27 protein-coding genes are annotated in these 26,524 nt (G+C 65.7%); 12 read left to right on the top strand and 15 right to left on the bottom strand.

The genetic code is table 11. The features are described from left to right. Nucleotides 1-89: 89 nt before the first annotated feature. On the bottom strand, nt 90-1,898 hold the full coding sequence (gene argS, locus B552_RS0117250) for an arginine--tRNA ligase (RefSeq protein ID WP_019450297.1): 1,809 nt from the start codon (nt 1,896-1,898) through the stop codon (nt 90-92). 177 nt (nt 1,899-2,075) lie between these two features. On the opposite strand from argS, the gene B552_RS0117255 reads away from it, so the two are divergent. After that, complete coding sequence (locus B552_RS0117255) at nt 2,076-2,396, top strand: DUF1840 domain-containing protein (RefSeq protein WP_019450298.1); 321 nt, start codon at nt 2,076-2,078, stop codon at nt 2,394-2,396. Between the two features lie 356 nt (nt 2,397-2,752). Here the strand turns inward: B552_RS0117255 and B552_RS0117260 are convergent, their stop codons facing one another. Both B552_RS0117260 and B552_RS28530 read right to left on the bottom strand, forming a co-directional pair. Next, nucleotides 2,753-3,181, bottom strand: coding sequence for a DUF883 family protein (locus B552_RS0117260; RefSeq protein ID WP_019450299.1), 429 nt, complete (start codon nt 3,179-3,181; stop codon nt 2,753-2,755). Between the two features lie 30 nt (nt 3,182-3,211). Then, complete coding sequence (locus B552_RS28530; RefSeq protein WP_019450300.1) at nt 3,212-3,376, bottom strand: DUF1328 domain-containing protein; 165 nt, start codon at nt 3,374-3,376, stop codon at nt 3,212-3,214. Between the two features lie 269 nt (nt 3,377-3,645). On the opposite strand from B552_RS28530, the gene B552_RS0117270 reads away from it, so the two are divergent. Beyond that, nucleotides 3,646-5,064: a CHASE3 domain-containing protein gene (locus B552_RS0117270; RefSeq protein WP_019450301.1), complete on the top strand. Its 1,419-nt coding sequence runs from the start codon at nt 3,646-3,648 to the stop codon at nt 5,062-5,064. On the opposite strand, the gene B552_RS27630 is transcribed toward B552_RS0117270, so the two are convergent. The 5 genes from B552_RS27630 to B552_RS0117295 form a co-directional block, all read right to left on the bottom strand. Beyond that, on the bottom strand, nt 5,037-5,450 hold the full coding sequence (locus B552_RS27630) for a response regulator (RefSeq protein WP_026035767.1): 414 nt from the start codon (nt 5,448-5,450) through the stop codon (nt 5,037-5,039). The two genes, B552_RS0117270 and B552_RS27630, sit on opposite strands and share 28 nt — an antisense overlap. Nucleotides 5,451-5,495: 45 nt before the next feature. Next, nucleotides 5,496-6,128, bottom strand: coding sequence for a response regulator transcription factor (locus B552_RS0117280; RefSeq protein ID WP_019450303.1), 633 nt, complete (start codon nt 6,126-6,128; stop codon nt 5,496-5,498). Nucleotides 6,129-6,386: 258 nt separating this feature from the next. Further along, a complete protein-coding gene (locus B552_RS0117285) occupies nt 6,387-6,746 on the bottom strand; it encodes a hypothetical protein (RefSeq protein WP_019450304.1) in 360 nt (119 codons plus the stop codon). 317 nt (nt 6,747-7,063) lie between these two features. Continuing rightward, nucleotides 7,064-9,811: a methionine synthase gene (metH, locus tag B552_RS0117290; RefSeq protein WP_019450305.1), complete on the bottom strand. Its 2,748-nt coding sequence runs from the start codon at nt 9,809-9,811 to the stop codon at nt 7,064-7,066. A gap of 28 nt (nt 9,812-9,839) precedes the next feature. Then, complete coding sequence (locus tag B552_RS0117295; protein ID WP_019450306.1) at nt 9,840-10,907, bottom strand: homocysteine S-methyltransferase family protein; 1,068 nt, start codon at nt 10,905-10,907, stop codon at nt 9,840-9,842. A gap of 212 nt (nt 10,908-11,119) precedes the next feature. On the opposite strand from B552_RS0117295, the gene B552_RS0117300 reads away from it, so the two are divergent. Continuing rightward, the gene (locus B552_RS0117300) at nt 11,120-11,512 is read left to right on the top strand and encodes a rhodanese-like domain-containing protein (RefSeq protein ID WP_019450307.1); all 393 of its coding nucleotides are present in this window, start codon (nt 11,120-11,122) and stop codon (nt 11,510-11,512) included. 78 nt (nt 11,513-11,590) lie between these two features. On the opposite strand, the gene B552_RS0117305 is transcribed toward B552_RS0117300, so the two are convergent. The 4 genes from B552_RS0117305 to B552_RS0117320 form a co-directional block, all read right to left on the bottom strand. Continuing rightward, nucleotides 11,591-11,848: a DUF3567 domain-containing protein gene (locus B552_RS0117305; protein ID WP_019450308.1), complete on the bottom strand. Its 258-nt coding sequence runs from the start codon at nt 11,846-11,848 to the stop codon at nt 11,591-11,593. A gap of 236 nt (nt 11,849-12,084) precedes the next feature. Continuing rightward, complete coding sequence (gene pcaD, locus B552_RS0117310) at nt 12,085-12,933, bottom strand: 3-oxoadipate enol-lactonase (protein WP_019450309.1); 849 nt, start codon at nt 12,931-12,933, stop codon at nt 12,085-12,087. A 55-nt stretch (nt 12,934-12,988) separates the two neighbouring features. Next, on the bottom strand, nt 12,989-14,092 hold the full coding sequence (locus B552_RS0117315; RefSeq protein WP_237718237.1) for a DUF3108 domain-containing protein: 1,104 nt from the start codon (nt 14,090-14,092) through the stop codon (nt 12,989-12,991). Beyond that, nucleotides 14,049-14,906, bottom strand: a complete 858-nt coding sequence (locus B552_RS0117320; protein ID WP_019450311.1) for an IclR family transcriptional regulator — start codon at nt 14,904-14,906, stop codon at nt 14,049-14,051. Before B552_RS0117320 ends, B552_RS0117315 begins: the two co-directional genes overlap by 44 nt. A gap of 103 nt (nt 14,907-15,009) precedes the next feature. Here B552_RS0117320 and B552_RS0117325 point away from each other — a divergent pair, with 103 nt between their 5' ends. The 6 genes from B552_RS0117325 (at nt 15,010) to rfaE2 (ending at nt 20,821) form a co-directional block, all read left to right on the top strand. Then, a complete protein-coding gene (locus tag B552_RS0117325) occupies nt 15,010-15,990 on the top strand; it encodes a fumarylacetoacetate hydrolase family protein (RefSeq protein ID WP_019450312.1) in 981 nt (326 codons plus the stop codon). A gap of 232 nt (nt 15,991-16,222) precedes the next feature. Next, nucleotides 16,223-17,050, top strand: coding sequence for an enoyl-CoA hydratase/isomerase family protein (locus tag B552_RS0117330; RefSeq protein WP_019450313.1), 828 nt, complete (start codon nt 16,223-16,225; stop codon nt 17,048-17,050). A gap of 58 nt (nt 17,051-17,108) precedes the next feature. Then, on the top strand, nt 17,109-18,014 hold the full coding sequence (locus B552_RS0117335) for a PhaM family polyhydroxyalkanoate granule multifunctional regulatory protein (RefSeq protein ID WP_019450314.1): 906 nt from the start codon (nt 17,109-17,111) through the stop codon (nt 18,012-18,014). A 68-nt stretch (nt 18,015-18,082) separates the two neighbouring features. Beyond that, on the top strand, nt 18,083-19,264 hold the full coding sequence (locus B552_RS0117340) for a patatin-like phospholipase family protein (protein WP_193352201.1): 1,182 nt from the start codon (nt 18,083-18,085) through the stop codon (nt 19,262-19,264). A gap of 129 nt (nt 19,265-19,393) precedes the next feature. Beyond that, nucleotides 19,394-20,254 (top strand): ferritin, encoded by an 861-nt coding sequence (locus tag B552_RS0117345; protein WP_019450316.1) that lies wholly within the window; start codon nt 19,394-19,396, stop codon nt 20,252-20,254. A gap of 75 nt (nt 20,255-20,329) precedes the next feature. Further along, nucleotides 20,330-20,821 (top strand): D-glycero-beta-D-manno-heptose 1-phosphate adenylyltransferase, encoded by a 492-nt coding sequence (gene rfaE2 / locus B552_RS0117350; RefSeq protein WP_019450317.1) that lies wholly within the window; start codon nt 20,330-20,332, stop codon nt 20,819-20,821. A gap of 34 nt (nt 20,822-20,855) precedes the next feature. Here rfaE2 and B552_RS0117355 read toward each other — a convergent pair whose 3' ends face one another. The 3 genes from B552_RS0117355 to B552_RS0117365 form a co-directional block, all read right to left on the bottom strand. Continuing rightward, complete coding sequence (locus tag B552_RS0117355) at nt 20,856-21,659, bottom strand: SPOR domain-containing protein (protein WP_019450318.1); 804 nt, start codon at nt 21,657-21,659, stop codon at nt 20,856-20,858. An 83-nt stretch (nt 21,660-21,742) separates the two neighbouring features. Further along, on the bottom strand, nt 21,743-22,591 hold the full coding sequence (locus B552_RS0117360) for a type III pantothenate kinase (RefSeq protein WP_019450319.1): 849 nt from the start codon (nt 22,589-22,591) through the stop codon (nt 21,743-21,745). Further along, nucleotides 22,588-23,445 (bottom strand): biotin--[acetyl-CoA-carboxylase] ligase, encoded by an 858-nt coding sequence (locus tag B552_RS0117365; protein ID WP_026035769.1) that lies wholly within the window; start codon nt 23,443-23,445, stop codon nt 22,588-22,590. Before B552_RS0117365 ends, B552_RS0117360 begins: the two co-directional genes overlap by 4 nt. Nucleotides 23,446-23,615: 170 nt before the next feature. On the opposite strand from B552_RS0117365, the gene B552_RS0117370 reads away from it, so the two are divergent. Genes B552_RS0117370 through B552_RS0117380 form a run of 3 tightly spaced genes read left to right on the top strand, consistent with a single transcriptional unit; the run spans nt 23,616 to nt 26,499 of the window. Further along, a complete protein-coding gene (locus B552_RS0117370) occupies nt 23,616-24,722 on the top strand; it encodes an ABC transporter permease (RefSeq protein ID WP_051003583.1) in 1,107 nt (368 codons plus the stop codon). Beyond that, nucleotides 24,719-25,558 carry an ABC transporter ATP-binding protein gene (locus tag B552_RS0117375; RefSeq protein WP_019450322.1) on the top strand — a complete coding sequence of 280 codons (840 nt, stop codon included), beginning with the start codon at nt 24,719-24,721 and terminating at the stop codon, nt 25,556-25,558. The genes B552_RS0117370 and B552_RS0117375 overlap by 4 nt, the downstream gene beginning before the upstream one ends. Then, nucleotides 25,558-26,499, top strand: coding sequence for an MlaD family protein (locus B552_RS0117380; protein WP_019450323.1), 942 nt, complete (start codon nt 25,558-25,560; stop codon nt 26,497-26,499). The genes B552_RS0117375 and B552_RS0117380 overlap by 1 nt, the downstream gene beginning before the upstream one ends. Nucleotides 26,500-26,524: the final 25 nt, after the last annotated feature.

The following is a 26,524-nucleotide window of genomic DNA, read 5'->3' on the forward strand; positions in this document are numbered from 1 at the left end:
TCAGATTCGTCGCATATTGATGCATGCAGAACGTCGATGCTGCGCCGAAGGCGGGGTGGCGCGCCCTGGCACGCCACCGGGACGGCCGGTCAGGCCGCGGGCGCTTCGCGGTCCATGCGCTGGGGAGCCGACACGCCAATCACGGCCAGGCCGTTCTTGAGCACCTGGCGCGTGGCGGCCAGCAGCGCAAGGCGGGCGCGCTTGATCGTCTCGTCGTCCACCAGGACGCGGTCGGCGTTGTAGAACGCGTGGAAGTCGCCGGCCAGGTCGCGCAGGTAGAACGCCACCGCGTGCGGGGCCAGTTCACCGGCCGCAGCGGCCAGCATGTCGGGGAACTCGGCTAGGCGGCGGCCCAGCGCGATCGCCTGCGGGCTCACGTCGGCCGCGGTCACCGCGGCAAGGTCGGCGCCAGCCAGATCGCCCAGGCGAGCTTCCCATCCGGCGCCGCCCCATGCCTCGAAGATCGAGCAAATGCGCGCGTGGGCGTACTGCACGTAGTACACCGGGTTCTCGTCGTTCTGCTTCAGCGCCAGGTCCACGTCGAACACGAATTCCGTGTCGGCCTTGCGCGACAGCAGGAAGAAGCGCACCGCGTCGCGGCCGCGCGTGAAGTGCGCGGGCCAGTCGGCGACTCCGGTGTCCAGGCAGCTGCGGATCGTTTCGTCGCCGCCGTTGCTCCATTCGATCAGGTCGCGCACGGTCACGTACGAACCGGCGCGCTTGGAGATCTTCACCTCCTCGCCGTTTTTCATCACGGTGACCATCTTGTGCAGCACGTAGTCGGGATAGCCCTGCGGAATGCCGATGTCCAGGCCCTGCAGGCCAGCGCGCACGCGTGCAATGGTGCCGTGGTGATCGCTGCCCTGGACGTTGATGACCTTGGCGAAGCCGCGCTCCCACTTGGTGGTGTGGTAGGCCACGTCCGGCACGAAGTACGTGTACGTGCCGTCGCTCTTCTTCATGACGCGGTCCTTGTCATCGCCGTCGTCAGTGGTGCGCAGCCACAGCGCGCCCTCGTTCTCGTACGTCTTGCCCTTGGCAATCAGCGACTGCACGGCCGATTCCACGCGGCCGTCGCTGTACAGCGACGACTCCAGGTAGTAGCGGTCGAACTTGACGCCAAACGCCTGCAGGTCGATGTCCTGCTCGTTGCGCAGATAGGTGACGGCGAACTTGCGGATCGACTCCAGGTCCTCGATGTTGCCCGAGGCGGTCACCGGCTCGCCGTCCGAGGCGGAAACGGTCTTGCCAGCCAGGAAGTCGGCGGCGATGTCGGCGATGTAGTCACCGTTGTAGGCGGACTCCGGCCAGCCGGCGTCGCCCGGCTTCAGGCCGCGAGCACGCGCTTGCACGGAGATCGCCAGCGTGTGGATCTGCACGCCGGCGTCGTTGTAGTAGAACTCGCGGTGAACCGCCCAGCCCTGCCAGGCCAGGAGGTTAGCCAGCGCGTCCCCCAGGGCAGCCTGGCGGCCATGGCCCACGTGCAGCGGCCCGGTCGGGTTGGCGGAAACGAATTCCACCAGCACCTGGCCGTGTTCGCCGGCCGGGCGCGCGCCGAAGCGGTCGCCATCGGCCAGCACGGCGCGCAGGACTTCCGCACGCGCTTCGGGGGAGAGGCGCAGGTTGATGAAGCCGGGACCGGCGATCTCCAGCGCGGCCACGAGCGCCGAGGCACGCGGATCGGCCTTGACCGCGTCGACGACCTTCTGCGCCAGTTCGCGCGGGTTGGTCTTGAGAGCCTTGGCCACCTGCATGGCGATGTTGCAGGCCAGGTCGCCGTGGGCGGCCGCCTTGGGGCGCTCGAACGTTACCGCGGGCAGGTTGGCATCAGCGGGAGCGATCGCGCGCACGGCATCAGTGAACGCGGCGGCAAGTTGGGAGGTCTGAACAGGCAGCATGGATATCTGGGCCCTGGGGCAGGAATGCTTCGGCCGTGCGGTGGCGATGTGAACGCCGCGCCGCGTGACCGGCTATGGAAATCGGGAAACGCGGAATTTTATCAGGTGCTATGCTGACATCATGCGCTCCGCCTGTGCGCCCGACGCCAGGCGCCGCAACTCGTGAAAGGAACCATCATGCTGATCACCTTCAAATCCCACGCCTCGCAAGACCTGATCATGATGAAGGATCTTGCCATCACGCTGCTAGGCATCATCGGCAAGCACATGGGCGAACGCGGGGTGATCAAGGCCGAGGAAATGCCCGCGGCAATCCGCAAGCTCGAGGCTGCCGTGCAGGATGCCAAGAAGGTGCACCCGGCCGAAACCACCGTGCACCCTGGCAAGGACGACGAACGCGAAGAGGAACCCCTGCATCTGGGCCAGCGCGCCTATCCGTTCCTCGACATGCTGCGCGCCTCTGTCAAGGAAGGCTCTGATGTGATGTGGGGCGTCTGACGCGCTGACCTAGCCGTCGGGTGCCACTTGCTTCGGCGCCCTGCTTCACTCTCGCCTTTGGTGGCGACGGGCCACAGGCGTCGGTGTGCGCTCCCGCAGAAAGGCTTTTGAAAGGTTTGCCCCATCCACCATCGATCCCACCATCGATCCCACCATCGATCGCGGCGCGCAAAAAAAAGCACCCGGTCACAGTGAAGTGATCGGGTGACCCGGATCAGGGATATATATCCGGAAAAGGGGGGGTTGGTGCGAGACGCGCGCGGCTGTATTGCGCCGCAAGTCGCCTCCCTGTGTTCCGTCCCGCAATCAGTCCCGTTCCTTCAGCCCCCGGTTTCTGCTCGCGAGTTTCTGTCGCGCTATTCGCTGCGCCGGCCGGCCAGCAGCAGGCCGATGAACGCACCGCACAGCGCGGCAATCCCCACAGCCATGAGCGGGGATTCCACCACGCGCTGACGGCCCTGGTCGACGGCCACGTCCATCTGGTCGCGCGCCCAGTCCATACGGTCCCGGCCGCGTGCGCGCCACTGCTGCGTCAGCTCGTGCGCATGTTCGCGCAGGCGGCGGCCGGCGGCCATGCTTTCGACCGAGCCTTCACGCGTCAGCACGTCGATGGTTTGCTGGAGCTGCTCGATCAACGCCTTGACGTCGTCCGATACCGGACCTGCGGCGTCGCGCGCCGTATCGCGGGTATCGCGCGCGGCATGTCGGATCTGCCGCACCGCCGCATTGGCGGTGTCGTGCAGATGGTTGATTTCCTTGCGGATCTTGGGGTTTTGCGTAAGCATGGGATCTCCTGTTTTCGGATCGGCTGAGATCTACCGTCGGCGCACCAGGCCCAGCACGAACGTCACGAGGGCCACTACCAGGAAGATGAAGAACAGGATCTTGGCGATTTCCACGGCGCCGGCAGCAATGCCGCCGAACCCGAAGACCGCCGCGATCAGTGCGACGATAAAGAAGACAAGTGCATATTGCAGCATGGCCAGTCTCCCAAAACTGCACGCACCGGACCCGGTGCGCCCCGCTTGCGCCACAGTGCGCAAGCTCGTAGCCTCATCGTAGGGTTCGCGCTGCGGGCCAGGCACTGAGTCCGGGCCGATTCCGTTGTCAGTGGAGTCCTACAGCGCACTACGTACCGCACCGGATGCGCCGTGGCCTGGCCGCCGATACGATTGACCTGCGCATCCAATGTGATTCCGTAGCCGCCCGCGCGTCCGGCGGCTGCCGTGTATCTAACCGGTAGTTTCAGATGGCCAAGCATTCCCTACTCGTGCGAAATACCCTCCTGCTTGCCAGCGGCATCTTGCTGACGCTGGCCGTGCTCATTGCATCGGAGGCCGGCAACACGCGCCTGCGCGAGGGCTACACCCAGGCAATCCGCGCACAGCAGCTTCAGAACGACCTGGGCGACCTGATTACGGAACTCGTCAACGCCGAGGGCGGCCAGCGCGGTTTCCTGCTGACCGGCAAGGACAGCTACCTCGACCCCTATTACAAGGCGCTGCCACGTATCACCGAACTGATGTCGCGTATCCGCCAGCGCTACGCGGACGATCCCGAAGGGCTGCGCCAGTTCGGCGAGGCGTCGCAGTTCGTCACGCGCAAGCTCAACGAAATGGCGCTGACGCTGGTCTACGGCAAGCGCGACGTCGACGTGGCGCTCGACATGGTCCGCACCGACTTCGGCAAGCAGACGATGGAAAGCGCGCGACGCGGACTGGAGCATCTGCAGGTGCGCGAATCGGGCACGGTCACGCACAACCTCGAAGCGGCCGAGCATGACCTGCAGGTTTCGCGCTATGGCATCGGGATGCTCACCGCGATCAACATCGTGCTGCTGGTGACGCTGGGCATGGGACACGCACGCCGTATGGCGGTGGCCGAAGCCACGCAGGCCGAGCTTGAAGAGGAAAGCGCCCGGCTCGACCGCAAGGTGCGTGCGCGCACACGCCAGTTGTCAGCCCTCGCCGGGCACCTGCAGCGCGTGACCGAAGACGAGAAGACGCGCCTGGCACGCGAGCTGCACGACGAACTTGGCGCCATTCTCACGGCCATCAAGCTCGATCTGCACTGGGTGCGGATGCGCGTGCAGAACACCCATCCGGAAGCGCGCGACAAGCTGACGCGCGTGATGCAGCACGCGGACCAGGCCATCCAGATCAAGCGGCAACTGATCGAGGACCTGCGCCCGACCGTGCTGCTGAACCTGGGCCTGCGCGAAGCCATCGTGCAGCTTGTGGAGGACGTTGGCGCGCGCAACCAGTGGGACACCGCGCTGGACCTGCCGGAGACGCTGCCACGGCTCAACGACGCCGCTGCCATCGCGCTATACCGGATCGTGCAGGAGTCGCTGAACAATGCCAGCAAGTACGCCGGCGCGAAGCAGGTGTCCGTAACCCTGGCGTGCACAACCGAGCAGTTGTCGTTGACGGTGTGTGACGATGGCCGCGGGCTGCCGCCCGATTTCGATGCTGGCAGCATTGCCGGCCATCACGGCCTGTTGGGCATGGAGCAGCGCGTGCTGGCGCTGGGTGGCACGATGCATGTGGATTCCTCGCCGGGGCACGGCGTGGGGATTCGCATCGAAGTGCCGATGACGTCGGCGGTGCTGGCGCAGGAGGAATCGCCCCAGGAGGCCGTTCAAGGCGCAGGCGCAGACGTCGCGTAGTCCTCGATCACGCGGAACACCTGCTCCATTTCTAGCGACTTGTCGAAGAAGTAGTCGGCGCCGGCCTCCGCGCATTGGCGCCGGTACATCGGCACCTGCGCGTGGTTCGTGTAGACGATGCGAATGCCGGAAAGCCTCGACTTCTGCATTTCGCGCAGCACGTTGATGCCATTGCCCTGCCGCAGCTGCAGATCGACGATCACCACGTGATAGTGCCCGGCCCCGGCCAGACTCACCGCCATCCTTTCGGTATCGGCCCAGTCCACGGCCTCTATGAACGGAAACGCGCTCAGGTACTCCATCAGCATGCTCCGAATCACCGCCGAGTCCTCGATCAGGAGGATTCGCAACGGTCGAGTCGGGGAGGCTGTGGGCTGCTCCGGCATGGTGTGATAGTCGATCAGGTCGATGGCAGAGCGATGGACATGTGCTTACTCCACCAATCCATTCTTGATGGCGTAGTAGGTCAGGTCCGCATTGGTCTTCATACCCATTTTCTCGAGAATGCGGGACCGGTATGTACTGACCGTCTTCACGCTCAGGTACAACTCGTCGGCGATCACCGATACCGACTGGCCGCGCGACAGCTTGCAGAAGATCTGGAACTCGCGCTCGGACAGCATCTGGTGCACGGGCTGCTCGGTGGGCTTGTCCAGGCCGCCGATCAGCAGGTCGGCGACGGTCGCGCTCACGTAGCGGCGACCCTGCGCCACGGTGCGGATCGCCTTGACGAGATCATCCGGCGCGGATTCCTTGGTCAGGTAGCCGGACGCCCCCGCGCGGATCAGGTTGATGGCGTATTGGTCTTCGGGATAGGTTGACAGGATCAGCACCGGCAAGCTGGGCAGCCGCTGCCGGATCAGCTTCAGCACGTCTATGCCGTTGCGGTCCGGCATGGAAATATCGAGCACGAGGACTTCGAACTCGCTGTCGCGCAACTGCGCCATCACTTCATCGCCGCTCCCTGCTTCGCCCGTCACCTCGATGTCGGGTTCCTCGGCAATGAACTGGCGCAGACCGGCACGCACGATCTCGTGATCGTCGGCGATCAGGACGCGAATCATCAGTGTCTCCACGGTGGGGGGACGGCCCGTTTCCCGAAGTGGAGAGCCGGACCGGCTGCTTGAATTGTAGTGCCGGCCAACGCGCAAATATGTCGGTGTAAGACTGACATACGCAACCAGAGGCAACCAGAGGCAACCAGAGCCCATTCATCTGAGGCGTCAGGAAAGCAGAACGGGCGCCGAAGCGCCCGTTCTGCCATTCTGTCGAGTTCCGGGGCCGGCGGCGGCCTGGAGGTGTCCGCGCCGGCCCGGGTCAGGTTACTGCATCCTGGTACCGGCGTCGGTGCCGGCGCTGGCGCCAACATCGCCGGTTTCGCCCTTCTTCGACTTGGCCTTGGCATGCGTGCCATGGTGGCTCTTCGACGAATCTGCCTTCGCACCGGCACCAGCATCGGCTGCAGCGCCCGGGGTCACGGCACCACCCGATGCGTTCACGCTGGCACCCGCGCCGGACTGCACGGCAGGTGCGGTAGCGGCGGCGCCGACGCCGCCTTGCGCACCGCCTTGTGCGCCGGTGGTGGCGCCCGGGGCGGTGGTCGCGCCAGTACCTTGCGCCATCGCCAGCGACGAAGCGGCGGCAATCGACAGGGCGGACAGGGAGATCAGCAGCTTGTTCATGGAAGAGACTCCTTTTCTGGAATGCCCCGCAGCGAAACATTCGCCGCGGCATTCACGCGGTGTCACGTGAACTGAGGCTCAGTCTATGGAGTCGCCCGATGCACTTCTGTGAGCACTTGTAATGCCCTGTAAGCAGAGGTGAAGACATTACCGGCAGGAAGCGGCGAGCCCGCGCGCCACCCACGCCACGTCACCAGCACCGGAATCCCCTTGGGCTTCAACGGCCTGCGCCAGAAACGACAAGGCCGGGAAACCGCACGGAGGCGGCGTCCCGGCCAGCATCCAGGCCATTGCACCTGGTTACACGTGCGAGCCGCTTACAGGTTCGGTGCCAGTGCGCGCTCCAGCGTCGCGCGTTCCTCGCCGCGGCGCGCCACCATGTCGTCCAACTGGTCCTGCCCGATCTTGCCGACGCTGAAGTACGTCGAGTCCGGATGCGACAGGTAGAAGCCGCTCACCGATGCGGCCGGCGTCATCGCCAGCCCCTCGGTGATGCCCATGCCAATCTCGGTGGCATCGAGGAATTCGAACATCGGCGCCTTGACCGTGTGCTCGGGGCAGGCCGGATAGCCGGGTGCCGGGCGGATACCACGGTACGCCTCGTCGATCAGCTGGTCATTGTTCAGCGACTCGGCCGCGTCGTAGCCCCACAGGTCGGTACGCACGCGCTGGTGCAGGCATTCGGCAAACGCCTCGGCCAGGCGGTCCGCCAGCGCCTTGAGCATGATCGCGCTGTAGTCGTCGTGGTCGGCCTCGAACTGTGCTTCCTTCTTGTCCACGCCGATACCGGCCGTGACCGCGAACAGGCCGACGTAGTCAGCCACGCCGCTTGACTTCGGTGCAACGAAATCGGCCAGGCAGCGGTTCGGGCGGCGCACGCCATCCACCACCGGACGCTCGCTCTGCTGGCGCAGGTTGTGCCAGGTCAGCGCGACCTTGCTGCGCGACTCGTCGGTGTAGATCTCGATGTCGTCGTCATTGACCGTATTGGCCGGCAGCAGTGCCATCACGCCATTGGCCGTGAGCCAGCGGCCCTGGATCAGCCGCGCCAGCATGCTCTTGCCATCCGAATAGACGCGGCGTGCCGATTCGCCAACGATCGCATCGTTGAGGATGTCCGGGAATTTGCCGGCCAGGTCCCAGGTCTGGAAGAACGGGCCCCAGTCGATGAAGTTGGCCAGTTCGGACAGGTCGTAGTTGCGGAACACGCGGCGCCCGATGAACTTCGGCTTCGGCGGCACGTAGCTGCTCCAGTCGAACGGCGTCTTGTTGGCGCGTGCATCAGCCAGCGACACCATCGGCGTGGCCTTCTTGTTGGCGTGCTGGGCGCGGATGCGGTCGTAGTCGGTCTTGAGGTCGTCCAGGTACTTCGTGGCGCCCTCGTCGGACAGCAGGCTCGACGCCACGCTGACCGAGCGCGAGGCATCGGGCACGTAGACCACGGGGCCTTCGTAGTTCGGCGCGATCTTGACCGCGGTGTGCACGCGCGACGTGGTGGCACCGCCGATCAGCAGCGGGATCTTCTTCACGCGGAAGTAGTCGTCACGCTGCATTTCCGAAGCGACGTAGGCCATCTCCTCGAGCGACGGCGTGATCAGGCCTGACAGGCCGACGATGTCCGCACCCTCGACCTTGGCGCGCGCCAGGATCTCGTTGCACGGGACCATCACGCCCATGTTGACCACTTCGAAGTTGTTGCACTGGAGCACCACCGACACGATGTTCTTGCCGATGTCGTGCACATCGCCCTTCACGGTGGCGATCACGATCTTGCCGCGCGCACGCACGTCACCGCCGGCCTCGGCCAGCAGGCGCTTTTCTTCCTCGATGAACGGCAGCAGATGCGCCACGGCCTGCTTCATCACGCGCGCGCTCTTCACCACCTGCGGCAGGAACATCTTGCCCGCGCCAAACAGGTCGCCGACGATGTTCATGCCATCCATCAGCGGGCCTTCGATCACCTCGATCGGGCGCCCGCCGCGTGCGGCGATCTGCTGGCGCACTTCCTCGGTGTCCTCGACGATGAACGTGGTGATGCCATGCACCAGCGCGTGCGACAGGCGCTCGCCTACCGGCACAGGCTGCTCTGGCGTGCCGCGCCAGGCCAGGTTCTCTTCCTTCTTCTGGCCGCCGCCCTTGAAGCGGTCGGCAATTTCCAGCAGGCGGTCGGTGGCGTCATCGCGGCGGTTCAGCACCACGTCTTCCACGCGTTCGCGCAGTTCGGGGTCAAGCTGGTCGTACACGCCGAGCTGGCCGGCGTTGACGATACCCATGTCCATGCCCGCTTCGATCGCGTGGTACAGGAATACCGTGTGGATCGCCTCGCGCACCACGTCATTGCCGCGGAACGAGAACGATACGTTCGACACACCGCCGCTGACCTTCGCATACGGCAGGTTCTGCTTGATCCAGCGCGTGGCCTCGATGAAGTCCACGGCGTAGTTGTTGTGTTCCTCGATACCGGTGGCCACCGCGAAGATGTTCGGATCGAAGATGATGTCCTCGGGCGGGAAGCCAACCTCGTTCACGAGGAAGTCGTAGCTGCGCTTGCAGATCTCCGTCTTGCGCGCGAACGTGTCGGCCTGGCCCTTTTCATCGAACGCCATCACCACGCTCGCGGCGCCGTAGCGGCGGATCAGCGTGGCATGGTGGCGGAACTGTTCCTCGCCCTCCTTGAGCGAGATCGAGTTGACCACCGGCTTGCCCTGCACGCACTGCAGGCCGGCCTCGATCACGTCCCACTTCGACGAGTCGATCATGATCGGCACGCGCGCGATGTCAGGCTCGGACGCGATCAGATTCAGAAAGCGCACCATCGCGGCCTTCGAATCGAGCATCGCCTCGTCCATGTTGATGTCGATGATCTGCGCGCCGTTCTCCACCTGCTGGCGGGCCACCGCCAGCGCTTCGTCGAACTGGCCGTTCAGGATCATGCGGGCGAACGCCTTGGAACCGGTGACGTTGGTACGCTCGCCAACGTTGACGAACAGCGTGTCGTCATCGATCGTGAACGGCTCCAGGCCGGACAGGCGCATCGGACGCGGGGGCAGGTTTTGCTGGCTCATGATTTCTGTTCTGTTGCGTACGATGATTTCAGGCGGCGGCTTGCGCAGCGTCTTCGCGATACTGGCCCGGCCACGTGCGCGGCGTCTTGCCGGCCACGCGCTTCGCAATGGCGGCGATATGGTCTGGCGTGGTGCCGCAGCATCCGCCCACCAGGTTCACCAGCCCCGACGCCGCGAATTCCTCCACCAGTGCGGACGTGACCTCGGGCGTCTCGTCGAAGCCCGTGTCGCTCATCGGATTCGGCAGGCCCGCATTCGGGTAGCAGGACACGGCGGCATCGCACACCTTGGCCAGTTCGGCCACGTACGGGCGCATCAGCGTCGCGCCAAGCGCGCAGTTCAGGCCGAACGTGATGGGCCTGGCGTGACGCAGGCTGTTCCAGAACGCTTCCACGGTCTGGCCCGACAGGATTCGGCCCGAAGCGTCGGTCACGGTGCCCGAGATCATCACGGGCACGCGCTCGCCGGTGTCTTCAAACAGCTGTTCGATCGCGAACAGCGCGGCCTTGGCGTTGAGCGTGTCGAAGATCGTTTCGACCAGGAACACATCGGCGCCGCCCTCCAGCAGGCCGCGTCCCTGCTCGTAGTAGGACTCGCGCAGTTCCTCGAACGTGACGTTGCGCGCGCCCGGGTCATTGACGTCCGGGCTGATGCTGGCGGTCTTCGGCGTCGGGCCGAACGCGCCGGCCACGAAGCGCGGCTTGTCGGGCGTGCTGTACTTGTCGCACGCGGCGCGCGCCAGGCGGGCGGCCTCGACGTTCATCTCGTACGCAAGGTCGGCCATCTTGTAGTCTTCCTGCGCCACGCGCGTCGCGCCGAACGTGTTCGTTTCGATCAGATCGGCGCCGGCGGCCAGGTACTGCTCGTGGATCTCGGAGATGACCTGCGGGCGCGTCAGCAGCAGCAGTTCATTGTTGCCCTTCACGTCGATGCGATGGTCCGCGAAGCGGGTGCCGCGATAGTCGGCCTCCGTGAGCTTGTAGCGCTGGATCATCGTGCCCATCGCGCCGTCAAGAATCAGGATGCGGTCGCGCAGCAGCTTTGGCAGGCTGGCGGCCCGGGTGTAGGGGCGTGGGGCGAACTGGACGGCGCTCATGGTGGGGCTCGATCTTTATTGCGGCGGCAGCGGCCGCGCAAATTCTGGCAAATGGGAGAACGCGATTTTATCAGGTAGATCAAGGCATTGCGGGCAGCAAGGGCATGTCCGCCCGGGTGCCGGTCCGGGTGGTGGTCCGGGTGGTGGTCCGGTTGTCAGCGGGCAGCGCCGCGCCTACACTGAGAGACGTATTCGCCACGAATCCAACTCCCATGCAACACCTGAGCCCCAATGACGCCCACACGCTGCTCGACGGCGAGCCCGACGCGCTGTTCATCGACTGCCGCAGCGAGATGGAATACCTCTTTGTCGGCCATCCGCGCGGTGCGCACAACGTCCCCTGGAACGACGGCCCCGACTGGGAGGTCAATCCGCACTTCGTGCAGGCAGTGAAGAAGCTGGCCGGCCATGTCTCGGCGCGTCCGGTGGTGCTGATCTGCCGCAGCGGCAACCGGTCGTCCGCGGCAGCGCGTGCGCTGGAGGGCGCGGGCTTCACCACCGTCTACTACATACAGCACGGCTTCGAAGGGGATCTCGACGCACAGCGGCACCGGAACACGATCAATGGCTGGCGCCACGAAGGGCTGCCATGGGAACAATACTGAATTCGAAGTTTCTGAAAAAACAGAAACGCCCGCGTCAGCGGGCGTTTCCGTGTCCAGGTGATCTTGCGCGCCGCAGGTTCAATGCATGACCAGCGGGTTGTTCATCACCGTATCGAATTTGCCGAGAAACTCATCGACTTCTTCCACCGAGGGTTCGCTCTCGATCAGACGCGTCACGTCGGCGCGGAAGGTCTCGGCCAAATGGCCGCCGAGGAAAATCTCGCGTTTCAGGTTCTTGTCGACGATCTCGTAACCGCCCGAGGCAAGGGTCGCATGCTCGACATCTGCTCCAAACTCGACAATGCAGTAATTGTCGCTGTTGTAGATCATTTGCATCGCACTACCTCCTGGCATAGTTGGCGGCAGACCCGCGCATTGCTGCGTTTTTCCGGCGCAAGGCCTGTGGGACTGACGCGATTTCCTCTCCAAGTTGAGGGTAGTCGTCCGTAATTCAAGTTGTACTGCCGGACGAACCTTGCGTGCCGTTGCTGCCCTCTTATCATTGGGCATCGGCGCCGCTCGCAAGTTTCTTGAGCGCCGAGCATTACTGTGTTGCGATCTTTCCTATGGCGTTACGGAATATCACACTGACCGCCACACGCCGCGTGGCCAAGGAACGCATCAAAGATCGCAAGGAAGCGTTCCGGTTGCTCGATGAACGACAGATGCGCAGCGTCAGGCAACACCTCAAGCTTCGCACCGTGAATCTTTTGCGCAATGGATTGGGCCATCGACACCGGCGACCCTTCATCCTTGTCCCCGACCACAACCAGCGCCGGACAGTGGATGCGCGAGATCGCATCTTGCAGGTCGAAGGCCTCGATCGCCTGCACCACGCCAACGTAGCCTTGCACCGGCGTGGTCAATAGCATTTCCCGGATTTTCCCGACCACATCGGCATGCCTTTCACGGAACGGCGCAGTCAGCCACCGCTCCAGTGTAGACGCTACCGTTCCGCCCATGCCATGAGCTTCCACCTGCCCGATCCGGGTAGCCCACATGGCATGGGCGTCCAGCGGCGTGTGGTGATTGGTGTCCACCAGCGTCAGTGACAACAGCCTTTCCGGATACCGCACGCCCAGCGTCTGGGCGACCATGCCGCCCACAGACACCCCACAGAAGTGGGCCTGACCGATTTCCAGCGCGTCCATCAGCGCCACCACGTCATCGGCCAGCCGCGCCATCGTGTAGGCCCCTACCGGCGCATCGCTGCCGCCGTGTCCGCGCAGGTCGAAGCGCAACACGCGATAACGTGCGGCAAGATGCCGCGCGGTGTCGTCCCACAATGTCAGATTCGCACCGAGCGCATGCGCCAGGATCACCCACGGACCATCGTTGCCGTCGACGTGCACCTGCAGGTGCACGTCGCCAGCCTGGACCCGGAGCGTTTGGGATGCAGTCGATGCGGAAGTGTCAGACATATGTCATGTCTCCGTACGGTCATGGCGCCACCCGTCGACTCCCAAGGCGCATTCGTCAATGTTTATCACTACTACGATAGACGAGATCGATCTGAGTGCCATCCGGCTCTGTCTGGCGCAGACGCGCCGGCATCCAGTTCAGTGACGCCGCCAGCCAGATTTCCACGCGGCGCTTGTCGTTCTGGTGGCGCGGCAGCCGCACAAAGTGCTTCGTGCGCACCATGCCCGTGCCGATGTCCACGTCCTCATCGCCGACGTACTGCACCTGCATCGGCTCCACTTCCCGAGTATCCGCGACGTTGAAGGACTCCGTCGCGCCGGGCGTGGTGTAACGCTTGGGGTCGCCACGCGCCCAACCCACAATTTGCAGGAACACGCTGAAGCGGTCCTGGAAGTCCGGCGGCATCGGCACCTGTCCACCGCGCGTTTCAAACACCACCGTGCCGGCTGCGCGGTCGAAACGCGCGACTTCCACCTTGCTGCGCCGGGCTTCCTCGTATCGCGTCGGGCTCAGCCCGCGGTTGCTCATGTCGCCCGTGCTCTGAAACGCAAAGCGGAACCAGAGCACGCGTGTCTCCACGGCCAGCCGATAGTGTTGGCCATCCTGCTCCCAGGTAATCCGGCCGTCGGGGTTCTGTACGCCGTTGACGAAACTGGCGTAGTGCATCACCACCGATGGCGGCGCCGAGTAACTCGGCGCGGGCGGGCCTGGCGGCTCGGCTGGCGGTGCGGGTGGGGCCGGCGTAGCGGCCGTGCCTGCCCCGCCCGCGCCTGCCACGGCCGTGGTGCTGCCACTCTCCGTTGTGGCAAGTGCAGGCGCCGATTCCGGGGGCGCGGGTGCCGGGGGCTCAGGCTTGGGCTGCGGTCGCGGGGTGGGTTTCCGTACCGGCGCCGGTGGAGCCGGTGGAGCCGGTGGCGCCGGAGGCTTGGGCGGCGGAAGCAGGATGGCGCTGATCGTAGGCGTCGGCGGTGCTATGCCGGGCAGGCTCGGCAGCGGTGCCCGCACGAGACCCCGCAGCAGCAGCGCGTGAAAGATCGCCACCAGCAGAATGACGGCGATCCAGCGCCAGCGCCGCCGCCACCACCGCCTGGCCAGCTTGCTGCCTGGCGGCGGACTAGGAGGATTGGCCGGCGTGTCCGGCCCGTTGGTTGCCGTCAAGGTAACCGAGTTCCGAAGAGATCTGTCGGGCAATATCGCGCACGCGGCGATCCACCGCGCCGCCCCATTCTGCATCGAATACGCTCTGCGCGCCGAGCACGATCAGCGCCATCGCCAGGTGCCCGTTCGCATCGAACACAGGCGTGGAGATCGCGTTGATACCCGGCAACACCCCGCCGCGCGTGCGCGCCGCGCCGTGCTCGCGCACGTCGGCGCAGATCGCGTCGTATTCCTCGAGCGAAGCAGGCATGTCAGGCAATGGGACGTCGCCGCGCGACGCCAGTTCCCGCTCGATCAGCGGCAGCGTCTGGCGGCGCGACAGGTACGCGCCATAGAGCCTGCCCGTGGCCGAGTTGAGCATCGGCATGACATCGCCAAGCCGCAGGCTCACGCTGACCGGATGGCTCGATTCTTCCCAATGCACGATGGTCGGCCCGTGATTGCCCCACACGGCGATGCCGGCGGTCTGGTCGATCTCGTCGCGCAGTTGCGACAGGATCGGCCGGGCCTTGCGCACCGGATCGAGCCGGTTCAGGCCCGCCAGGCCGAGCTGCAGCGCGAACGGCCCGAGGTCGTAGCGCTGGCTGACGGCATCCTGCGTCACGGCGCCAAGGCGCTGGAAGCTGACCAGGTAGCGGTGCGCCTTGGCCGGGTTCATGTCGGCGGCGGCCGCCAGGTCGCGCAGCATCATCGCGCGCGGCGATGCGGCCAGCGCCTGCAACAGCCGGAATCCGACCTCGATGGACTGGATGCCCGCGCGTTTCGTGTCGTCGGCAATGTCGTCCCGGGAATCGTCGTCTGTGGCAACCGTCATGCGTTCGTGGCTAGGGGTGAGAGTACTGCCGGCCATTCTATAGTGCGCCCGCGCCGCTCCGGTAGACTACCGCCCATCCGAATCGCCCTATGTTCGACTCCGCATGAAACTCGCCACCCTGAAGGATGGTTCGCGCGACGGCCAGCTCGTCGTCGTCTCGCGCGACCTGAAGACTGCGCACTTCGCCACCGATATCGCCGGCAAGCTGCAGACCGTGCTCGACGACTGGCATTTCTACGCGCCGCAGCTCGAAGACCTGTACGACGCGCTGAACGCCGGCCGCGCCCGCCATCCGTTCCCGTTCCAGCCGAAGGACTGCATGGCGCCGCTGCCGCGCGCCTACCAGTGGGCGGACGGTTCGGCCTACGTGAATCACGTGGAACTCGTGCGCAAGGCGCGCGGCGCCGAGATGCCGCCCGAGTTCTGGACCGACCCGCTGATGTACCAGGGCGGCTCGGACGACTTCATCGGCCCGCAGGACGACATCGTCTGCGCCAGCGAGGCGTTCGGCATCGACTTCGAAGCCGAGGTGGCGGTGATCACCGGCGACGTGCGCATGGGTGCCTCGCCCGACCAGGCCGGCGAGGCCATCCGCCTGGTCTTGCTGGCCAACGACGTGTCGCTGCGCAACCTGATCCCGGGCGAACTCGGCAAGGGATTCGGCTTCTTCCAGAGCAAGCCCGCCACGGCGTTCTCGCCGGTGGCCGTCACGCCGAACGAACTCGGCGATGCCTGGCGCGAGCGCCGCGTCCACCGGCCGATGATCGTGCACTGGAACAGCAAGAAGGTGGGCTCGCCCGACTGCGGCACCGACATGGTGTTCGATTTCGGCCAGCTGATCGCCCATATCTGCAAGACGCGCAACGTGCGCGCGGGCAGCATCGTCGGCTCGGGCACGATCTCGAACGTGGACCGCAGCAAGGGGTACTGCTGCATCGCCGAAAAACGCATGCTGGAGACGATCGACGGCGGCAAGCCCGAGACCGAATTCATGAAGTACGGCGACGCTGTCCGCATCGAGATGTTCGATGGCGACGGCAAGTCGATCTTCGGCGCCATCGACCAGGTGGTGGCCGCGCGGTAGGGTCCAGCGGCGGACTGGCGCCTCCGGACTGGCACCTCGAAGGTCGCCGCCTTGGCGCGGCGCACGATCTTGCGCCTATAATTCCCCGACCGACCGGTCGGGGAATTCAACGGGTCAGAGGCATCGCATGCTTCACCCTCGCGCTCCTCGCCCTCCATTGGCATTGGCATTGGCGACTGGCAGCCAGTTGCCCCGCCCGGCGGCCCGAATTTCCTTCGATGAGCCGCCCCAAATGACTACCTCCGACGCCAACACCCTGTCTCCCCGCCTGGCGCGCTACCGCGCGCTGACCCTGCGCCGCCACGGCCCCGTGCTGGAAGTGATCATGGGCGCAGCGCAATCGGCCAACCAGAAACTGGCCACCGCGGACGCCGGCATGCACCGCGAACTGGCCGAGATCTGGCGCGATATCTCGGCAGACCCCGACATCCGCGTGGCCATCATCAGAGGCGAGGGCAAGGGCTTCTCGGCCGGCGGCGACCTGGCGCTGGTCGAGGACATGGCCAACGATTTCGAGACCCGCACGCGCGTCTGGCATGAGGCACGCGACCTCGTCTACAACGTCATCAACTGCGACAAGCCGATCGTCTCGGCGATGCACGGGCCGGCCGTTGGCGCCGGGCTGGTGGCCGGGCTGCTGGCCGACATCTCGATTGCGGCGAAGACGGCGCGCATCGTGGACGGCCATACCCGCCTGGGTGTGGCCGCGGGCGATCATGCGGCGATCGTTTGGCCGCTGCTGTGCGGAATGGCCAAGGCCAAGTACTATCTGATGCTGTGCGAGTCGGTCAGCGGCGAGGAAGCCGAACGGATCGGCCTGGTGTCGCTGGCAGTGGAGGAAGACGAACTGGTCGCGAAGGCGTTCGAGGTGGCCAACCGGCTCGCAGCCGGGTCACAGACCGCCATCCGCTGGACCAAGTACGCGCTCAACAACTGGCTGCGCATGGCAGGCCCCGCGTTCGATACCTCGCTGGCGCTCGAATTCATGGGCTTTGCCGGCCCCGACGTGCACGAAGGTATGGCGAGCCTGCGTCAGAAGCGGCCGCCCGAATTCCAGTAACCGGCCGGCCCTGCACCTGCGTCAAGGGCGGCCATGTCAGAGACGGAGTTGCGCGACCATGTTCGGACAGTTACCCGATTTCACCAACGGCTTCGAGTTCCTCCGCAAGCTCTGGGCCAGCGGCAGCGGCATGCCCAGCGGCCTGATGCCCGGCCTGGGCTCGATGGCGCCGCCGATGAACCTAGACGACATCGACAAGCGGATTCACGACCTCAAGGCGGTGGAAAGCTGGCTGCAGCTCAACACGAACCTGCTGCGCACCACCATCCAGGGGCTTGAAGTGCAGCGCGCCACGCTGGTGGCGCTGCAAACCTTTGGCAACGCACTGTCCCCCGAGGCCATGCAGAACGCCATGGAGAACGTTGCGCGTGCGGCCAACGCGCCGAGCGCCACGCCGCCTCACCATTACGGTACCGGCCAGACCGTCTCCGAAGCGCAAGCCGACCGGGAAAATGACGAACCGGACGACGAGGGCATCGAGGCGCCCCCGGAAGCCGGGGCAAGCGCCGAGGCCGAAGCTTCTGCTTCCGCAGCTTCCGCCGGCCCCGCGCCAGTGCCGCCCAACGCATCACTGTGGTGGGATCTTCTGCAGCAGCAATTCAGCCAGATCGCCAGCAGCGCCGCGGCGGCGGCCAGCGTTGCGCCGTTCAGCAACCTTGGCAACTTTGGCGCCCAACCGGCACCGGGGAACGCCACGGAGCCAGCCCCGGAACCAGCGCCGAAGCCTGACAAGGCAGCGGCCGGCGCTGCCAATGGCAACGGCAAGGCCAGGCCTGCGGCGAAAAAAGCTGCCACAAAGCCCGCCGCCAAGCCCGCTGCCACAAAGCCCGCAGCCAGGAAGCCCGCCGTCAGGAAGGCCCCGGCAGGGAAGACCGCGGCGGGAGGCAAATCCGCCAAGCGCGCCAAGCCCGCCGACCCTGACGCGCCGCCCACGCCGGGCACGCCTGAGGACACCTTCGAGTGACCGCGCTTTCGGCACACACCGCTGATGCCACGACCCGCGCCCACCATCGCCAGAGCACGGCACTGGTGATGATGGGCGGCGGCGCTCGTGCCGCATACCAGGCGGGTGTGCTGTCGGGCATTGCGAAGATCGCCGCCCGCCATGGGCTGGCGCATTGCCCGCTGCCATTCGGCATCATCGCCGGGACTTCCGCAGGTGCGATCAATGGCGCGGGGCTGGCGGCCGGCGCCGCCGACTTCCGCGCGGCCACCGACAGGCTGGCCGCGCTCTGGCACAGCCTGCATGCCGATGACGTCTACCGCACCGACGTGCTGCGCGTGGGTGTATCGGGCGCACGCTGGCTGACTTCGCTTGCGTTCGGCTGGGTCACACGCAATGCGCCGCGTGCGCTGTTCGACAACGCGCCGCTCGGTAGCTTCCTGTCCGAGCTGTTCGAAGCCGAGCATGTCCAGGCCAGCCTGGACGCGGGCGTGCTGCAGGCCTTTGCCGTAACCGCGCTGTCATACAGCACGGGCCGCCACGTCACGTTCTACCAGTCTCACCGGCGCATCCATGCGTGGCAGCGCAGCCAGCGCATCGCCGTGGAAGCAACCATCGGCGTGGATCATCTGCTGGCATCGGCCTCGATCCCATTCCTGTTCCCGGCGATGCCGCTGGAACTCGAGGGCCATCACGAATGGTTCGGCGACGGAACGATGCGCCAGATGTCACCGCTGTCGCCCGCGATTCACCTGGGCGCGTCGCGCATCCTGGCGATCGGCGCTGCGTCACGCCAGCGGCCCGGCTGGTTCGACACGGTGCCGTCGGGCGGTTATCCGTCGCTGGCGCAGGTCGGCGGCCAGGCGCTTGCAAGCATCTTCCTGGATGGCCTGCAGGCCGACATCGAGCGGCTCATGCACATCAACCGGCTGCTCTCACGGATGCCCGAAATGGCCAACGACGCCGAAGGCTGGCGCCCGGTGCAGGTCATGACCATTTCCCCGAGCGAACCGATCGAGGCCATTGCCGCCGAGCACCTGGGCCGCCTGCCACGCACGGTGCGCGCGCTGCTGGCGCCACTGGGCGGCACCGAGGCACGCGGCGCGGCGTTCGCCAGCTATCTGCTGTTCGAACCCGAGTTCACGCAGGCGCTGCTGGCGCTGGGCGAACATGACGCGGCCGACCAGGCCGACGAGATCGCCGCATTCCTGTACGGCGTGGTGCCAGAAACAACGCCGACCCCGAAAGAAATGACAGAAGTGTCGGAATAGCGCCACTTTTCGCGCAGACGGGCGAGAGCCTGGTTGCAATCGCCGCCATCCGGGCTAAAACGGAGTAGAGAAATGATTCGAGAATGATTCCTGTCTGGTAGAATCCGCCCGTAATTTCAAAGGCTTAGCATGCTCTACCCCGAACTGTTCAAATCGTTGGAGGCGGTCCGCTGGCATATGGACAAGGACATCCCCTGGGATACCTTCGACGCCAGCCTGCTCACTGACGACCAGGCGAAGACCATCCGCATGAATGCCATCACCGAATGGTCGGCCCTGCCCGCCACGGAGATGTTCCTGCGCGACAACCGCCACGACTCCGACTTTTCGGCGTTCATGAGCATCTGGTTCTTCGAGGAACAGAAGCACTCGCTGGTGCTGATGGAGTACCTGCGCCGTTTCCGCCCGGACCTGGTGCCGACCGAGGAAGAACTGCACGCCGTGCGCTTCGAGTTCGACCCGGCCCCGCCGCTGGAAACGCTGATGCTGCATTTCTGCGGCGAGATCCGCCTGAACCACTGGTATCGCCGTGCGGCCGAATGGCACTCGGAACCGGTGATCAAGCATATCTACCGCACGCTGTCGCAGGACGAAGCGCGCCATGGCGGCGCCTACCTGCGCTACATGAAAAAGTACCTTGGCCAGTTCGGCGACACCGCGCGCGCCGCGTTCGCCAAGATCGGCGTGCTGATGGCCTCGGCCCGCCGCACGGAAAAGCCGCTGCACCCGACCAACCTGCACGTGAACAAGGCATTGTTCCCGAACGACACCGTGCAGTCCCGCCTGCCCGATCCGGACTGGCTCGAGCACTGGCTCGACGAGCAGATCCGCTTCGACGAGGTCTGGGAAAAGAAGGTGATCGAGCGGATCCTGCACAACATGTCGCTGCTGTTCGAGCGCACGTTCGACACCGTGCAGGACCTGAACCGCTACCGCAAGGAACTGAACGCCGGGCTGCAGGCCGGTGGCGCCCAGCCGGCCCAGGCCTGAGCGTTCCCGCCCGCCGGACGTCTGAATACCCTGAAACCCCATCGGATACGATGGGGTTTTTCTTTCCCCCGACTCATGAACACACCCGCCTTCGAATCCAAGCTGGCTCCCGCCGACAATGTGGCCGCCCTGCTGGCCGCCGTTGCAAAGCTGCCGCGCCCGCTGGTCTTCACCAACGGTGTGTTCGACATCCTCCATCGCGGCCACGCCACGTACCTGGCGCAGGCACGCGCGATGGGCGCCAGCCTGGCGGTCGGCGTGAACAGCGATGCGTCAGTGAAGATGCTCGGCAAGGGTGACGATCGCCCGCTCAATCACGAGGCCGACCGCATGGCGCTGCTGGCCGCGCTGGCGTCCGTGGACCTGGTGGCGATGTTCCGCGAGAAGACGCCGGTGGAACTGATCCGGCTGATCCGGCCGGACATCTATGTGAAGGGCGGCGACTATGACATCGACACGCTCGAGGAAACGCGGCTGGTGCGTAGCTGGGGCGGGCAGGCCTATGCGATCCAGTTCATGCATGACCGCTCGACCACCAAGCTGCTGACGAAGGTGCGCGGCGGCTGACACGCCGGCCCTCTCAATCACCGACCGCGCGGATCTATCCCTCGGCGCGCGTTGCGGAAGGCTCACCGCGAGCCTGCGTGACCGGCTTGCAGTCCTGCAGCACATCGCCGCCATAACGCAGCCGCACCTCATCCATCCGCGCACGCACGGCGTCGTCGGCATGTGCCACGCGCAGCCACTGGCGTGACACAGCACGCGGTGCATCGCTGATCAGCGCGGTGCGCACGCCCTGCCCGCGCAGCACTTCCAGGAATTTGTCGGCACGCTCGCGGTCGCGGAACAGGCCCAGCGACACCGTGTACGACTCGGGATTCTCACCGGTCACCACCGATACGTCGGTAACCTTGCGTCGACGCAGCTCCGCCAGCTTGCGATCGGCATTCTCGCGTGACGGCTGGGCGGGCAGATGCACCCACCAGCGCACCTGCTCGGCGCGTTCGAACTGCTCCACGGGCAGCGGCGCACCGGCTGCGATCGCCTTCAGGTCCTCGATTGCGCGCTGGATGTTTTGCGCCGGGAAGCCGCCCATTTCCATGCAGCTATTGGCGATGGCCACATCGGCAGGCGCCTTTGCGACGGCCTGCGTAATACCGCCCGGCTTTTCGCTGCGCGGCACGCTCGGGGGCAAGGTAGCGGGAATCGCCGCTTCCGTGGCCTGCGGCCGCTGGATCTGCATCCGTTCCACGCGCACCTGCTGCCCCACCCGCTGCGGCTCACGCGGACTTTCCAGCCAGCCGCCCATTGGCTCAGGGCCGAATTTACCCGCCACGGCGGCAGCAAGCCACAGGTTGGCGATCAGCAGGATCAGCAGCAGGACGTTCAGACCTTTGCGGGGCATGGATGGGGGCGGCAGAAATCAGATGGGAATTGCTAGAGGCGAATCATGGCGCATCAAGGCGCGTCATGGTGCGTCATGGCGCATCAGGCCCGCTGCGCCATCGCATGCAACCCAAGCAGGACGAGATTATCGTGCATCTCGAACGGCATCGCGAGTGCGCCGGCCACGGCGTGTCGCGCGCCGCCCGACAGCAGGCAGCGCACCGGGCCGCGTTCCCCGAGCGCGCGCCATGAGCGCTCGATTGCGCCGGCCTGGGCGGCCAGACAGCCGGCAGCAATGGCATCGCGAGTGTTGTCTGCGCCCAACGCTCTGACGGCACGCGCAGCTCCCGCGCCGGTGTCCAGCACATCGAGTTCGGGCAGTTGCGCGGTGTTGCGCGCCAGCGTGCCGAGCATCAGCGACAGGCCCGGCAGGATCAGCCCGCCTTCGAAGCGCGCGCCGTCTGCGGTGGCCGTGACGATGTCGAGCGTGGTGGCCGTACCCGCCGTCACGATCAGCAACGTCTGACCGGGCAGCCAGCGGTGCGCGCCGATGCTGCCGACCCAGCGGTCCACGCCAAGCTGCGTGGGCTCGTGATAGCCATTAACGAGGTCGCCGTGTGCCGCCGCGGTGCGTACCCAATTCGGCGCCACCGCGGTGCCAAAGGCTTCCACCAGCAAGGTTTCGACGTCCGCTGCGATGGTCGGCCCGGCCACATTGGCGATCCAGACGGCCGGTATCGAACCGGCGGCAAGCTGCTGCCAGGTGCCAACCAGCGACGCACGCTCCGCCGGCGTCGCATGGGCAGCCGCGCCAGCGTGCTGCCATGGCGTAGGCAACGCTCCGTTGCCCACGGCGCTGTCAGCCGCACCGTCAGCCGCACTGCCGGCTGAACTGTCGCACCATGCCCATTTGAGGCGCGTATTGCCGATATCGATCAGCAGGATGCTCATGCCTGCGCTCCGCGCAGCGAGACTTCGCCACTGGCAATGCGCTGCAGCCCTTCCGGCGTTTCCAGCAGCAGGTGGCCATCGCCATCCACGCCGCGCGCCAGGCCCTCGGCCAGCACGGTGCCGTCGTGCAGCAGCCGTACCGGCTCATCGCGAAACGCGTCGCGGGCGGACCAGCGCGCAGCCATCGGGGCGAAGCCGTGCGCCAGGAAATCGTTGCGCATGCGCGCCAGCCGGTTTGCGATCGCGGCCAGGATGCGCGTCGGGTCCTGCTGCGCATCGAACGTCGTCATCGCTTCGGCCACGCCGGCCAGATCGCGTCCCAGCGCGGCCTCCATCTGCGCATCGCGCACCAGGTTCAGGCCGATGCCGATCACCGCCCAGACACGCTGTGGCCCGGCCGGTACCGATTCGATCAGGATGCCAGCAAGCTTGCGGCCGTCGATCTGGAGATCGTTAGGCCACTTCAGGCCAACGCGTGCACCAAGTGCGTGATCGACATCCTCCAGCGCCTCGGCCAGCGCCAGCCCCACCGCAAGGCTCAGCCCGCTCAGACGCGACAGCGGCAACGCCAGCGGCATGGCCACCGAGAACGTCAACCCGGCCTGCCCTTGCCACGGGCGGCCTTGCCGGCCACGGCCAGCGGTCTGGCGATACGCCACCCGCACATGGCAGCCATCGTCGGACCAGGGCGCGGTGCGGCAGGACTGGGTCAGGTCGGCGTTGGTCGAGCCTGTTTCCTCGACCACTTCGACGGTCCATGCGTGCGCGTCCCCAATAGCGAGCGCACGATGCAGGGCATCGGTATCGATGCGCCAGACGGGGACGGATGGGGAACGATCGGGGGATGCAGGCATGTCGAATACAAAGAATTCCGGGATCAACCCGGCGTTGCGCGGTCTGGCGAGATTGTAGCCGTGGCCGTGTCGGATGGCGCCGGATCGCCATGCCCCGGCCGGTAGCATAGAATCGAGACTCACCCATCACATCGCATCGACTTCATTTGGAACGCCAGCCGACGCCCGTCATCGCGATCTCTCGTCAGGACGAAGCCTTCCGCGTGCTGCTGCAGGGGGAATGGACCGCGCTCGCGCTCGCCGGATGCCATGAGGCGCGCGGGCTGCGTGCCCAGCTGCACGAACTGTCCGAAGCGCCACGCCACGCGCAGTGGTCGCTGGAGGGTGTCACGCGCCTCGATCACATCGGCGCGCAACTGATCTGGCAGGCCTGGAACGGCCACATGCCGGACAACGTTTCGATCAACGACGGCCAGCGGCGCGTATTCGACCGCATTGCGGGCTTGCGCACCGAGGGCTGGCACAAGCGCATGGTCGAGCGCTTCAACCCGGTCACGATCATCGGCGCGAGCCTGCTTTCGTTCTTTGCGCAGCTTGCCATCGGCATCACGATGCTCGGACAGTTGACGTTCGATCTGATGCGATTCCTGCGCGCGCCACAACGCGGCCCGTGGCGCGAGATCTCCGCCAATATCTACAGCGTCGGCTACAAGGCACTCGGCATCACGGCGCTGGTGGGCTTCCTGATCGGCATCGTGCTGTCATACCTGTCGGCCAACCAGTTGCGGATATTTGGCGCCAGCACGTTCATCGTCAATATTCTTGGCATGGCGGTGATCCGCGAACTGGGCCCGGTGCTGGCCGCGATCCTTATCGCGGGCCGCTCGGGCTCGGCCATCACCGCGCAGATAGGCGTGATGCGTGTGACCGAGGAACTCGACGCCATGACCGTGATGGGCATTTCGCACGGCTTCCGGCTGATCATGCCACGCGTGATTGCGCTTGCCATCGCCATGCCGCTGCTGGTGGCCTGGACCGACCTGCTGGCACTGGCGGGCGGCATGGTCGCCGCACGGATGCAGCTTGACATCAGCTACACGTTCTTCCTGCGCGAGCTGCCTGATGCGGTGCCCGTGGCCAACCTGTGGCTGGGCCTGGGCAAGGGCGTGGTGTTCGGCGTGCTGATCGCGCTGACGGCCTGCCACTTCGGCCTGCGCATCAAGCCCAATACGCAGAGCCTGGGCCAGGGCACGACTGCCTCCGTGGTGACATCGATCACCGTGGTCATCATCGCCGATGCCTTGTTCGCGATCCTGTTCAAGGATGTCGGATTATGAGCGCAAACATTGGACGCGATACCCCGCGCGAGGCGATCATCGAGGTCCGCAACCTCGTCAAGCGCTTTGGCGACAACGTCGTGCACGACGACCTGTGCCTGGATGTCTACCGCGGCGAGGTGCTGTCGATCGTCGGCGGGTCCGGCGCGGGCAAGACGGTGCTGCTGCGGCAGATCGTTGGCCTGGAGCGGCCGACATCGGGCACGATACGGATCTTTGGCGAAAACCCCGCGGATCTGACGTCGGCCCAACTGCAGGCGCTGCGCAACCGCTGGGGCCTGCAGTTCCAGCGTGGCGCGCTGTTCTCGGCGTTGTCGGTGATCGACAACATCGCGCTGCCGCTGCGCGAAATGCGCTCGCTGCCGGACAACCTGATCTGCCAGGCGTCGCTGCTCAAGCTGCAGCTGGTAGGGCTGTCGGCCAAGGATGCGGACAAGATGCCGGCCGACCTGTCCGGCGGCATGATCAAGCGCGTGGCGCTGGCCCGCGCGCTGGCGCTGGAACCGGAACTCGTGTTCCTGGACGAGCCAACGGCCGGCCTCGACCCGATGGCCTCGGATGACTACGTGGCGCTGATCCGCGAACTGCGCCGCGAGCTCGGCCTGACCGTTGTCATGATCACGCACGACCTGGACTCGCTCGTGGCACTGTCCGATCGCGTGGCCGTGCTGGCAGACCACAAGGTGCTGGCCGCCGCGCCGATCCCCGAGGTGATCAAGATCGATCACCCGTTTATTCGCGAGTATTTCCTGGGCGATCGCGCCCAGCGCGCGCTGCAGGCGCTGCCGGCACCGAGTGGGGCCGGCAGTGCGCACGCGCATCCCGGAGAAGCCTGATGGAAAACAAGTCAAACGCCTTTCTTGCCGGCGTGTTCACCATCGGCCTGGCCATCCTGGTGCTGTTCGCGCTGTTCTGGTTCAGCAGCGATCACGCGATTCGCGTGCCGTACGACCTGATTACGCGGTCGACCGTAAACGGCCTCGGGCCGCAGGCCGACGTGAAGTACCGTGGCCTCGACGTTGGCAAGGTCATATCGATCAAGTTCGATCCGCAGGTGCCGGGCCAGATCATCGTGCGGATCAACGTCAACCATGACACCCCGATCACACGCACCACGTATGCCACGCTGGGCTTCCAGGGCGTGACCGGCATCGCCTACGTGCAGCTTGACGATTCCGCACGCGAGGACGGCGACGGCACCAGTTCGCCGCCGCTGCACACATCGACGCGCGACCCTGCGCGCATCGTGATGCGCCCGGGCTTCTTCGAGGAACTTGAAAAACGCGGCGATTCGCTGCTGACCCAGACCGAAACGCTGATGGCATCGCTCAACAGCATGTTCCAGACCACCAACCGCGACGAACTGATGGCGGCCATCCGTGCCGTGCACAAGACTGCCGACGATTACTCGCAACTGAAGGCAACGTTGCAGCCGGCGGCCGAGAAGCTGCCGAAGGCCGTCGACGGCCTGAACGCGGCGCTGGCGTCGACGAAGCGGCTGACCGATGAGCTTGGCAGCCCGAACGGCACGGTCATGCGCACGGTCAACCGGGTGGGACAGGACATGCAGGTGGCCGCCGATTCGGTGCAAGCCACCACTGCCATCGTGAACCAGGAAACGCTGCCGCAGATCAACGGTCTGGCACGCGATGCCCGCCAGACGGCGCGCAGCATCGACCGCGCCGCAGGCCAGTTCAACGACCGGCCGAGCAGCGTGCTGTTCGGCGGCCCGTCGCCAGCGCCCGGCCCCGGCGAACCGGGCTTTCAGGCTCCCTGATCCAAAGCATCCATCCATCGTCGGA

It is taken from the genome of Cupriavidus sp. BIS7 (genome assembly GCF_000292345.1).
GTDB lineage: Bacteria > Pseudomonadota > Gammaproteobacteria > Burkholderiales > Burkholderiaceae > Cupriavidus.

Excerpts from the sequence above, each read along its gene's own strand:
- argS (WP_019450297.1), bottom strand. The coding sequence starts at position 1,898 with ATGCTGCCTGTTCAGACCTCCCAACTTGCCGCCGCGTTCACTGATGCC.
- B552_RS0117255 (WP_019450298.1), top strand. The coding sequence starts at position 2,076 with ATGCTGATCACCTTCAAATCCCACGCCTCGCAAGACCTGATCATGATG.
- B552_RS0117260 (WP_019450299.1), bottom strand. The coding sequence starts at position 3,181 with ATGCTTACGCAAAACCCCAAGATCCGCAAGGAAATCAACCATCTGCAC.
- B552_RS28530 (WP_019450300.1), bottom strand. The coding sequence starts at position 3,376 with ATGCTGCAATATGCACTTGTCTTCTTTATCGTCGCACTGATCGCGGCG.
- B552_RS0117270 (WP_019450301.1), top strand. The coding sequence starts at position 3,646 with ATGGCCAAGCATTCCCTACTCGTGCGAAATACCCTCCTGCTTGCCAGC.
- B552_RS27630 (WP_026035767.1), bottom strand. The coding sequence starts at position 5,450 with ATGCCGGAGCAGCCCACAGCCTCCCCGACTCGACCGTTGCGAATCCTC.
- B552_RS0117280 (WP_019450303.1), bottom strand. The coding sequence starts at position 6,128 with ATGATTCGCGTCCTGATCGCCGACGATCACGAGATCGTGCGTGCCGGT.
- B552_RS0117285 (WP_019450304.1), bottom strand. The coding sequence starts at position 6,746 with ATGAACAAGCTGCTGATCTCCCTGTCCGCCCTGTCGATTGCCGCCGCT.
- metH (WP_019450305.1), bottom strand. The coding sequence starts at position 9,811 with ATGAGCCAGCAAAACCTGCCCCCGCGTCCGATGCGCCTGTCCGGCCTG.
- B552_RS0117295 (WP_019450306.1), bottom strand. The coding sequence starts at position 10,907 with ATGAGCGCCGTCCAGTTCGCCCCACGCCCCTACACCCGGGCCGCCAGC.
- B552_RS0117300 (WP_019450307.1), top strand. The coding sequence starts at position 11,120 with ATGCAACACCTGAGCCCCAATGACGCCCACACGCTGCTCGACGGCGAG.
- B552_RS0117305 (WP_019450308.1), bottom strand. The coding sequence starts at position 11,848 with ATGCAAATGATCTACAACAGCGACAATTACTGCATTGTCGAGTTTGGA.
- pcaD (WP_019450309.1), bottom strand. The coding sequence starts at position 12,933 with ATGTCTGACACTTCCGCATCGACTGCATCCCAAACGCTCCGGGTCCAG.
- B552_RS0117320 (WP_019450311.1), bottom strand. The coding sequence starts at position 14,906 with ATGACGGTTGCCACAGACGACGATTCCCGGGACGACATTGCCGACGAC.
- B552_RS0117325 (WP_019450312.1), top strand. The coding sequence starts at position 15,010 with ATGAAACTCGCCACCCTGAAGGATGGTTCGCGCGACGGCCAGCTCGTC.
- B552_RS0117330 (WP_019450313.1), top strand. The coding sequence starts at position 16,223 with ATGACTACCTCCGACGCCAACACCCTGTCTCCCCGCCTGGCGCGCTAC.
- B552_RS0117335 (WP_019450314.1), top strand. The coding sequence starts at position 17,109 with ATGTTCGGACAGTTACCCGATTTCACCAACGGCTTCGAGTTCCTCCGC.
- B552_RS0117340 (WP_193352201.1), top strand. The coding sequence starts at position 18,083 with ATGATGGGCGGCGGCGCTCGTGCCGCATACCAGGCGGGTGTGCTGTCG.
- B552_RS0117345 (WP_019450316.1), top strand. The coding sequence starts at position 19,394 with ATGCTCTACCCCGAACTGTTCAAATCGTTGGAGGCGGTCCGCTGGCAT.
- rfaE2 (WP_019450317.1), top strand. The coding sequence starts at position 20,330 with ATGAACACACCCGCCTTCGAATCCAAGCTGGCTCCCGCCGACAATGTG.
- B552_RS0117355 (WP_019450318.1), bottom strand. The coding sequence starts at position 21,659 with ATGCCCCGCAAAGGTCTGAACGTCCTGCTGCTGATCCTGCTGATCGCC.
- B552_RS0117360 (WP_019450319.1), bottom strand. The coding sequence starts at position 22,591 with ATGAGCATCCTGCTGATCGATATCGGCAATACGCGCCTCAAATGGGCA.
- B552_RS0117365 (WP_026035769.1), bottom strand. The coding sequence starts at position 23,445 with ATGCCTGCATCCCCCGATCGTTCCCCATCCGTCCCCGTCTGGCGCATC.
- B552_RS0117375 (WP_019450322.1), top strand. The coding sequence starts at position 24,719 with ATGAGCGCAAACATTGGACGCGATACCCCGCGCGAGGCGATCATCGAG.
- B552_RS0117380 (WP_019450323.1), top strand. The coding sequence starts at position 25,558 with ATGGAAAACAAGTCAAACGCCTTTCTTGCCGGCGTGTTCACCATCGGC.